We start from the raw sequence: 8,407 nt of genomic DNA, 5'->3' as shown, positions 1-8,407 counted from the left end.
CCGGAGCGCCACACCGGGCGGCTCCTCGCTACGGCGCGGAATTCCAAAACAGGCTCTGAGAGCCCTTCTTGGAAGAAGGGCTCTCAGACCGGTGCCAGGACAGTGCCGATGATCTGACCGACCTGGCCGAGGCGCCACAGCTCCGAGCGGTGGAACTCGGGGCCCTCGGTCCGAACGATCACCAGGGCCAGCAGTCCCGTACCCAGCGGGACGAGCGCCGTCCCGCCGTACGGCGCCGAGGCCCCCGGCGGTGTCATCCGGATGGGTGCCAGCCGGAGCGGCGACCGGAGGACGACCTGATCGGGGCCGGGACACATGGGGCTCGTGGAGAGGACGCCGCTGACCTCGCCGCCGGTGCCGTACTCGACCAGCGCGCACCAGTCGGCGCCGAAGGCGTGGGGGACGCCGTCCACCAGGGTCTGCAGGCCGCGTTCGGGACGGGACAGCACCTGGTCGAGCAGTTCGAGGTCGGCGTGGCCGGTGACGGGCGGTGCGGGGTGCTGTATCCCGGCGACGATCACACCGGGGAGGTTCTCCAGGCGGCCGCGGACGACGGCGAGGTGTGCGGGGTCGCGAACGCTCACGAAGACGTCGTCGAGTGCGCGGCCGGATTCGGTCTCCAGGACGTCGAGCTTGACGATGTCGGCCCCGGTGGCACCGATCGCCGAGGAGACCGCACCGAGCGAGCCGGGACGGTCCGGCACGCTGATCCGCACTCGTGCGAGCACTGAGAACCTCCACTCACCGCGCCAAGCAGCAGGGCGCCTATTGACCTTGGGCTGTGCGCACACCTGCGGGCGCCGCGACCGCCAGATCTCCCAAAGGCTCTTGACTCAGGTTCGACGTCTGGATCGACATCTGGATCGACGTCAGGATCCCACACGGTCGCGGGTGACGCCCCGGGCGCCGGATCGACATGATGAGGTCGGGAGCCGATGTCATGCTCAGCCCATGACGGTTGATCGGCCCGAGGAGACGGAGGCTGAACGCGCCGACCGGAACTTCACGGAACTGCTCCAGGAGTTGCGCGTGGCGCAGACGGGGGTGCAGATCCTCTTCGCCTTCCTGCTGACGATTCCCATGCAGGCCCGGTTCGAGAAGCTGAACGAGTGGCAGCGCGACGTCTTCGTGGCGGCGCTCGCCTGCTCGGCCCTGGCGACCGCGTGCCTCATCGCGCCGGTCGCCTATCACCGGGTGCTGTTCCGGCGGCGCCTGAAGGACCAGATCGTGAGGGCGGCGTCCCGTCTGGCCGCTGCCGGGCTCTTCTTTCTCGGCCTTGCCGTCGTGTCCTCCGTCTACCTGGTGCTCGACTTCGTCCTGGGCCGGGTGCCGGCGCTGCTGTCCGCCGGTGGGCTCGCCCTGCTCCTCGTCGCGCTGTGGCTCGTGGTGCCGGCGCTGCGGCTCGCGGATCAGCGGCGGCAACAGCAGCGTGAGGATGCGTCCGCCGTGTCGGGCTGATCGCCATACAACGTCGTTGACCTGCCGTTATGGCTCGTTCGGGGAGTTTTGGGCGGTCTGTGAAGTGCGTCGCGAGTGGCGGCGGACACGTAGGGAAACGGAAGGTTTCCCCACGTAGCGGTCGACGTACCCCCCTCCTGTCGGGTTATCTGGAGGTGGCGCGACTGACGAAACGGGTGGTGACACATGAACTGGCGGCCCCTTCCGGCCTCGCCGGACTTCGGTCCGGTGCCGGTGTACCTGGAGTCGGCGTCCAGTGCGCACCACCACGACCCGCGATCGGCGGAATTGGTGGAAGCGCTGGCGCGGCTCGAGGTGGCCACCCGGCTGCGTGACGGCGAGTCGGCCGCGAGGATCCTCGCGGGGTTGGCGGAGACGGCGGACGGCCAGTGGCTGTTGCGCCAGTGCGTGGCGGCAGGCCTGCGCGAGGTCGCGGATCACATCGCCGGCCCCGCCGTTGAACCGGGCCCGACGCTGGGCTCGGTTCCCGAGCCGGGCGTCAGGTCCATCCCTCGCTCCTGGGGCCCCGCCGCCTGAGTGAGCGCTCGAAGCGCGTCACTCGGGAAGGTCGAACTCGCCGCCCCGGACGCCGCGGACGAAGGCGTGCCACTCCGCGTGAGTGAACGTCAACTGGGGCCCCTCGGGGTCCTTCGAGTCGCGGACACCGATGAGGTACCCATCGGAACGGACTTCAACGCAGGCCTGGTTGCCGCTGTAGGAACTCTTTCGCCATTGAACCGCTCCGCCGGACTCAGACACGAGCACTCCCTCCCACGCCAGACAGCAGGGGTGTCGCATCGCGCCGCAGACCCCTGTGACATTTCGGATCTTTGACCCGAGTGTAAACAAAAGGAATCAGAAGCACTATGGGCACGCCACAGAGACGTATGTCATCCGGGGTTCCTTGACACACGTCTGCAGGCCGCCGGATCGTTCTCCCCGCAGTTGCCGGCGGCAGTTCCCCTATGTCTTGGCTGGTACGGCCAGTTCTGTACCTCCTGATGCAACGTCGATCGCCCTGACCAGCTCGGAGAACTCTGCTTTGCTGGTTGCAAGGCTCTCGAGTTCCCAGAAGATGTTCAGGTACTTGCTCGTCTCCTCCGGGTCGTCTCGCGTCACGTAGTCCGCGCGACCCTCGAGGTAGAGCAGATCGTCCAGGGTGGGATCCTCGAACTCCAAGTGGACGAATGGCCCTCTCATGCCGGGATGCCCGCCGACGTTGAAGGGGAGCACTTGAATCGAGATGTTGGGGCGCCCATTGAGGCTCTCGAGATACTCGAGCTGGCGACGCATGACGCCCCGGCCACCTACCAGCTGCCGGATCACTGCCTCCCCAAGAATGAAGAAGGTCTGCGGCGGCTGGTCCCGCTCCAAGATCTCTTGACGCTCAAGACGCGCGTCGACAACCCGCTCGAGGCGGTCATCTGGGTTTTGGTAGACGTCCTTCAATGCCGCACGCATGTAGTCCTCGGTCTGTACCAGACCGGGCAGGATGAGCGGCTCGACTTGTCGGATGATCGACGCAGACGCCTCGTAGCCGAACAAGGTCAAGGCTTCGGGGCTGAAGTACTCCTTGTACTGGCTGTATGGCTGCCTCTTGGAGTTGCGCGCCATCGCTACCAAGTCTTCGATCAGGCGCTTGTCCTTGACGCCGTAGTGCTGAAGGAGCGCGCGAAGATCAGTCGTCGAGATCGCGACCTGACCGCTCTCGATCCGAATCAGCTTGCTCGGAGACCAGTCGAGGGCGTCGGCGACTTCCTTCTGCGTGAGCTTCGCGTTGGTCCGGGCACGCCGCAGCTCGACCCGAAGCCTCCGACGGAGGGCGGCGGGGTCCTGGACCGCCATGAAGTCACTTCCCTTCGCGGACAATACAATCCGACAGTTCGCACATTGAAGTCCCGCTATTCGGCAGGAACCCTATCGCAAGAACAACCTTCGACAGACCCTAGTCCACCATGCGAATCGATGGTGAGCGGTGCTGGTATTCGCATTTTGACTGCTTACGCTCGGCTAACAGCCACTCCGGGACCTTCCGGAGTGGCTGCGCCCAAGTTGCCAGGTCACATCCCTGTGTCCCTTTTGATGAAGTTGTCGTGCCGTGCTACGGCTCCCCGGCCACGTGCTCGCTGAAGTGTCGTAGCCATACCGCCCCGAACTGCTGCAGGAGCCACGCGCCCTCGTCGCTGGTGGATACGAGGTGATCAAGGATCCGGATCGCCGCCTCGTGGTCCCGGGCCCTGGCCGCGATCTCGAGCCGCGCGAGGGCCTGCACGAGTTCGGGTGACCGAGGATCGAGGACCGACCTGGTCGGCTGCCGAGGGAGGTCAGGGGTGCCGTGGGGATGTCCGTGCCGTGCCACGGTCCAGCCCCGCGTGTCGCGGGCATCCCGCCTCACCGGACCCCACCCCCCGCACCCGTCACCCTTCGCCGTCGCAGCCGTGCCTGCGGGAACCGGGCGATCGATGCCCTCGCCTCCCGGACAATGTCTACCGGGAAGTGGCGCACCTGCTCGGCAGGCTCGCCGGACGACCGGCGCCGAGGCAGGGCGCAGGCTGCGCGCCCTCCCCGCGACGTCGATCTCGCAGGTCGCGGCGGCTCCCGCCTGGACACCCCCCGCGCGCGTGCCCAGCACGGAAGCGGCCGCTCCCGCCGCAGAGTGGTCACCCGGTCACGAGTCGACGGCCGGCCCGCAGGCGGGCGCCGACTTTCGTGGGCGCCCTGCGGCGGCTGCGTTGCGCCGGTGTCCGGTCCCGGCGCCGCCGGATCCCGGATCACGTCCACGTACACCACCTGTGAGTACCGGGCGTCCCGCTGAACCCGCACTTCCGCCGCCCAGCAAGCTGCCCGAAGGAGGTGCCGGTTCGCCTCGAAGTCCTCGGCGCAACACCCGGCCGGACACCAGAGAACGACCTGGTGTCCACCGGCGATCGCCCGGGTGGACAGCACCGCCGGCAGTCGCCCGGCGTCGGCGTGGATGCGTGCCGCCACGCAACCGCACCGGAGCCGGTGCGGAGTGATGACGTGCCAGGTGATGCGGATGAGAACCTCGCGACAGGGCGGCCACGACCACCCGGCGGCCGCCGTCCCGAGGAACAGCGCTCCGACCGTGTCGTAACCCACGACGTCGCCGAGAGCCCGGCCCGCCGACCCGGCGGCCGAGATGGCGAGCAGCTCGTACCTCCACCGCCACAGGACCGTGGTCGGCAACGGCCGCCGACGCCGCCGCCCGCGCTCCAGGTCGCGGACGACCGTGAGCTCACGTCGGCCCCGCGGGCCGAGCGGCATCATTGCAGGCTCCTGGAACGAGGAGGGTGGCCGAGTCCCGACCAGTGCCTCGCGGCCGTGTGCTCAGTAGTATGAGAAGTGGTCACGTTCACGCTCCCAAGGCTGTTGAGCTGTGACTGATGAGCGCACGGCCGGTGACCCCCACCGGTCGTGCGGTTCTTTGTGCGCCGAGACCGCCGGATCCTGCTGCGCCGGCGGCCGCGGGGCCGGAGTTGACGTCGGAGCCGCTATGTCGGCTCGTGCCGTGCCATCTGCTAGGTGGCACTTCGTCAGAGTACATTCCGCTCCACTGCTCTGTGTAGGCTTTCGGGCAGGTTGATTCCCCGAAGCTATGCAACGGGTTCCATTTTGCCGTTATAGTCGCCACTTCGACTCGCCCTCGCCCGATCGTGGCATAACGCAGGACGGCGATATGCGAGCTGTCACTCCGGCATCCATCATTCGGACGTCTGGTGACACGCCGTCCACCCGATCGCATCCACCGCGCCGATCGCCGGCATCAATGCAGGTCGTACGTGTGCGTAAGTACGTCAGGCGTGCGGCGGGGTCGGTTCACGCAGGGGGGCCGGGAGCAGCCGCGCCCCCGGACCGCGGGCCGAGATCCAGTCCTGGGGGTTGGACATCGTGCACCGCTTCAGCGACAGGCAGCCACACCCGATGCACGAGTCCAGCCCGTCCCGCAGTGCGACGAGCGCGTTGATCTGCTCGTCCAGGCGACCGCGCCAGGACCGGGAGATGCGCGTCCAGTCCGCGCGGTTCGGCGTGCGCTCCTCCGGGAGCTGAGCGAGCGCGGCACGGATCTCCTCGAGACTCAGCCCGACGTGGCGCGCGGCCCGGATGAAGGCCAGCCGTCGCAGCACGTGCCGCTCGTACCGGCGCTGACCCCCGCCGGTACGCCGCGACCGCAGCAGCCCCTGTTCCTCGTAGTAGCGCAGCGCCGATGGCGCGAAGCCGCTGCGGCGCGCCACCTCGCCAACCGTGAGCAGGTCCGTCGCCTCCACGTGCACACCGTACTTGACCTGAAGTTGGCTTGAACTTGCAGGCTCGGTGGACAGGGAGCACCGCACCCCGACTCGTCAGGAGATAGTCATGCCGGTCGCACTCATCACCGGAGCCTCCGCGGGCCTCGGCCTCGAACTGGCCAGGGCCCTGGCGGCGCGCACCTGGTCCCTGGTGATCGACGGCCGCCGCGAGCAGCCGCTGAGACAGGTGGCCGGGGAGCTGTCGCTGCGGGCGGACGTCGTCGCGCTGCCCGGCGACGTCGCCGATGCGGACCACCGGGAGCGGCTCGTCGCCGAGGTCGGTCGCCTGGGCGGCCCGGACCTTCTGGTCAACAACGCCAGCGACCTCGGGCCGAGTCCGCTACCGCCCCTCACGGAGATCTCCCTCGACGCGCTGGAACGGCTCTACCGGGTCAACGTGCTGGCACCCCTCGCCCTGACGCAGCTCCTGCTCCCTGCCCTCACCTCCGTAGGAGGGACGGTGCTGAACATCAGCTCCGACGCCGCCGTGGAGCCGTACCCCGGGTGGGGAGGGTACGGATCCAGCAAGGCGGCCCTCGACCAGCTCACCGGCGTGCTCGGTGCCGAGCTGGCCCGAGGAGGACGGTCAGGCGTCCGCGCGTACGCCGTCGACCCCGGTGACATGCGCACCGAGATGCACCAGCGCGCCTTCCCGGGAGAGGACATCTCCGACCGTCCTGAGCCGGCCACCGTCGTCCCCGCCCTGCTCCACCTGCTGGACACCCGCCCGCCCAGCGGCAGGTACCGCGCCACCGACCTCGCCGCGGTCCGGTCATGACAACGCAGCCATCCGTGCATCCGGCCACCGCGCCGCTCGGGGATGGCCGGACGCCGGCCGAGCCAGAAACGCGCTTCGAACTGCCGGACGACCTGTCCGCCACCGGTCCGCCCGAGGCGCGTGGCCTGCCCCGCGACGGCGTACGGCTGCTGGTCGCCCAGGGCCGGCGCCTGATCCGCCACGCCCGCTTCCGGGACCTCGGACGTCACCTGAGCCCCGGCGACCTGCTGGTCGTGAACGTCTCACGCACGCTGGCCGCCGCGGTCGACGCCACCCGCTTCCACCCGCGCGGGCGGATCCGGCCCGCCGTGGTCCACGTCGCGACGTCGCTGGACGACGGCAGCTGGGTGGTCGAGCTGCGCGCTGCGCCGGACGGCGCCCGGCCGGTGCTGGACGCCGATCCGGGTGAGCGGCTGCGACTGCCCGGCGGCGCGACGCTCACCCTGCTGGGCTCTCACGGTCGGGTTGCCGCGGCGGGCGGCGTCCGCCTCTGGCGAGCGGCGCTGGGTGCGGGCGCGGACCTGCCCGCGATCCTCGAACGGCACGGGCGGCCGATCCGGTACGCCTACGTCGACCACCGGTGGCCGCTCCCGGCGTACCAGACGGTGTTCGCCACCGAGCCGGGCAGTGCCGAGATGCCGAGCGCCGCGCGACCGTTCACCGCGGAACTGGTGACCGGGCTCGTGTCGGCGGGTGTGCTCTTCGCGCCTCTCGTGCTGCACACAGGTGTGTCGTCGCTGGAGAGCCACGAGCTGCCGCCGCCCGAGCGCTTTCGCGTGCCGGCGTCGACCGCCGCGCTGGTCAACTGGACCAGGTCCCGGGGACGCCGGGTCGTCGCCGTCGGCACGACCGTGACGCGGGCGCTCGAGTCGGCCGCGCGGCCGGACGGCACGGTGGTCGCCGCAGCCGGCTGGACGGACCTCGTCGTCGGCCCGGACCGCCCGGTCCGTTCCGTCGACGGGCTGATCACTGGCCTGCACGCGCCCGGGGGGTCTCACCTGCTGCTGCTGGAGGCGGTGGCGGGTCCGGACGTGGTCCGCCGCGCCTACGCCGCTGCGCTCGAACGGCGCTACCTCTGGCATGAGTTCGGGGACACCTGCCTGCTCGGCCGCGTCACGCCTTGAGCCAGTTGCGCAGCTGATCGACGCCGTCTCGGGCGTCCTCGTCGTCGGCTGCCGCGTCCCGGTCCACCGGGATCGCGGGCCCGGGGGAGCGGTGGCTCGGTGCGCGCCGCCGCTGCTGGGGGATGGGTCGCAAGGCACCGGTAGCGGTGTCGGCCGGGCGTCGATGCCGAGCTTTGTGGTCGATCGGACGGGGCCCGGGTTTGGGGCCCGTCGCAGGCACCGAGACCGCGGCCGGAGCCGGTTCCGGCAGCATCGCCTCGATGACGGCGGCCCCATCCGACGGCGTCTCCTCCGCGGCGGGGAGCTCCGCGGCCGTTGGCTCCGCGGCCGTTGGCTCCGCGGCCGTCAGGTCCGTGTGGGCAGGCTCGGCAGGATCGGCGGCGGAGACCGGACGCATCAGCGGCGTCAGGAGCGGATCTGGCAGGGGCCAGACCGGGCCGGGCCCGGAGAACCGGTACGTGGTGCCGCCGTCCTGGACCAGGTACGTCGCGATCCCGTGGTCCTCCCACGCCCGTAGCAGCGGCCGGTCCAGGCGGTGCGCGACGGCCAGCAGATCCTCGAAGGCGGCGACGTCGATCGCCGGGCCGGGCAGGGCCGCAGGGTGGACGTCGATCGGGTGCCGGCCACGCCGGTCCACGACGTCCCGCCCCCGGCGCCGCCGCCTGAACGGCTCGCCCGCCGCCAGCCCGACGGCGAGCACGGCCAGAGCTAGGCTCAGCGCGCGGGCCTCGCGGACTCCC

General features: G+C 70.2%; 10 protein-coding genes and 1 pseudogene. 4 read left to right on the top strand and 7 right to left on the bottom strand.

Annotated features, from left to right (window positions below; translation table 11 throughout):
* Positions 1-83 precede the first annotated feature (83 nt).
* Positions 84-728: an ACT domain-containing protein gene (locus AC08OU_RS08660; RefSeq protein ID WP_476604615.1), complete on the bottom strand. Its 645-nt coding sequence runs from the start codon at positions 726-728 to the stop codon at positions 84-86.
* A gap of 223 nt (positions 729-951) precedes the next feature.
* Here AC08OU_RS08660 and AC08OU_RS08655 point away from each other — a divergent pair, with 223 nt between their 5' ends.
* Together AC08OU_RS08655 and AC08OU_RS08650 are read left to right on the top strand one after the other, a co-directional pair.
* The gene (locus AC08OU_RS08655) at positions 952-1,458 is read left to right on the top strand and encodes a DUF6328 family protein (RefSeq protein WP_476604614.1); all 507 of its coding nucleotides are present in this window, start codon (positions 952-954) and stop codon (positions 1,456-1,458) included.
* A gap of 186 nt (positions 1,459-1,644) precedes the next feature.
* A complete protein-coding gene (locus tag AC08OU_RS08650) occupies positions 1,645-1,995 on the top strand; it encodes a hypothetical protein (protein ID WP_476604613.1) in 351 nt (116 codons plus the stop codon).
* Positions 1,996-2,013: 18 nt separating this feature from the next.
* Here the strand turns inward: AC08OU_RS08650 and AC08OU_RS08645 are convergent, their stop codons facing one another.
* The 5 genes from AC08OU_RS08645 to soxR all read right to left on the bottom strand — a co-directional run bounded on the left by AC08OU_RS08645 (position 2,014) and on the right by soxR (position 5,744).
* Positions 2,014-2,217 carry a DUF397 domain-containing protein gene (locus AC08OU_RS08645; protein ID WP_476604612.1) on the bottom strand — a complete coding sequence of 68 codons (204 nt, stop codon included), beginning with the start codon at positions 2,215-2,217 and terminating at the stop codon, positions 2,014-2,016.
* Positions 2,218-2,421: 204 nt separating this feature from the next.
* The gene (locus AC08OU_RS08640; RefSeq protein WP_476604611.1) at positions 2,422-3,303 is read right to left on the bottom strand and encodes a helix-turn-helix domain-containing protein; all 882 of its coding nucleotides are present in this window, start codon (positions 3,301-3,303) and stop codon (positions 2,422-2,424) included.
* 256 nt (positions 3,304-3,559) lie between these two features.
* Positions 3,560-3,817, bottom strand: coding sequence for a hypothetical protein (locus tag AC08OU_RS08635; RefSeq protein ID WP_476604610.1), 258 nt, complete (start codon positions 3,815-3,817; stop codon positions 3,560-3,562).
* Between the two features lie 32 nt (positions 3,818-3,849).
* A complete protein-coding gene (locus AC08OU_RS08630; RefSeq protein ID WP_476604609.1) occupies positions 3,850-4,746 on the bottom strand; it encodes a hypothetical protein in 897 nt (298 codons plus the stop codon).
* A gap of 527 nt (positions 4,747-5,273) precedes the next feature.
* Complete coding sequence (gene soxR / locus AC08OU_RS08625; RefSeq protein WP_476604608.1) at positions 5,274-5,744, bottom strand: redox-sensitive transcriptional activator SoxR; 471 nt, start codon at positions 5,742-5,744, stop codon at positions 5,274-5,276.
* An 88-nt stretch (positions 5,745-5,832) separates the two neighbouring features.
* Between soxR and AC08OU_RS08620 the strand changes: the two genes are divergently transcribed.
* Both AC08OU_RS08620 and AC08OU_RS08615 read left to right on the top strand, forming a co-directional pair.
* Positions 5,833-6,543, top strand: coding sequence for an SDR family NAD(P)-dependent oxidoreductase (locus tag AC08OU_RS08620; protein ID WP_476604607.1), 711 nt, complete (start codon positions 5,833-5,835; stop codon positions 6,541-6,543).
* Complete coding sequence (locus AC08OU_RS08615) at positions 6,540-7,667, top strand: S-adenosylmethionine:tRNA ribosyltransferase-isomerase (protein ID WP_476604606.1); 1,128 nt, start codon at positions 6,540-6,542, stop codon at positions 7,665-7,667. Before AC08OU_RS08620 ends, AC08OU_RS08615 begins: the two co-directional genes overlap by 4 nt.
* Here the strand turns inward: AC08OU_RS08615 and AC08OU_RS08610 are convergent.
* Positions 7,657-8,407, bottom strand: a pseudogene (locus tag AC08OU_RS08610) (hypothetical protein); the annotation flags it as partial. The gene AC08OU_RS08615 and the pseudogene AC08OU_RS08610 overlap by 11 nt on opposite strands.

The organism is Frankia sp. CcMO1, from assembly GCF_977945845.1.
This window is presented reverse-complemented; position numbering and strand designations above follow the sequence as displayed.

What these genes read in the sequence shown, in the direction of transcription:
- AC08OU_RS08655 (WP_476604614.1), top strand. Translation starts at nt 952, where the DNA reads ATGACGGTTGATCGGCCCGAGGAGACGGAGGCTGAACGCGCCGACCGG.
- AC08OU_RS08650 (WP_476604613.1), top strand. Translation starts at nt 1,645, where the DNA reads ATGAACTGGCGGCCCCTTCCGGCCTCGCCGGACTTCGGTCCGGTGCCG.
- AC08OU_RS08640 (WP_476604611.1), bottom strand. Translation starts at nt 3,303, where the DNA reads ATGGCGGTCCAGGACCCCGCCGCCCTCCGTCGGAGGCTTCGGGTCGAG.
- AC08OU_RS08630 (WP_476604609.1), bottom strand. Translation starts at nt 4,746, where the DNA reads ATGATGCCGCTCGGCCCGCGGGGCCGACGTGAGCTCACGGTCGTCCGC.
- AC08OU_RS08620 (WP_476604607.1), top strand. Translation starts at nt 5,833, where the DNA reads ATGCCGGTCGCACTCATCACCGGAGCCTCCGCGGGCCTCGGCCTCGAA.
- AC08OU_RS08615 (WP_476604606.1), top strand. Translation starts at nt 6,540, where the DNA reads ATGACAACGCAGCCATCCGTGCATCCGGCCACCGCGCCGCTCGGGGAT.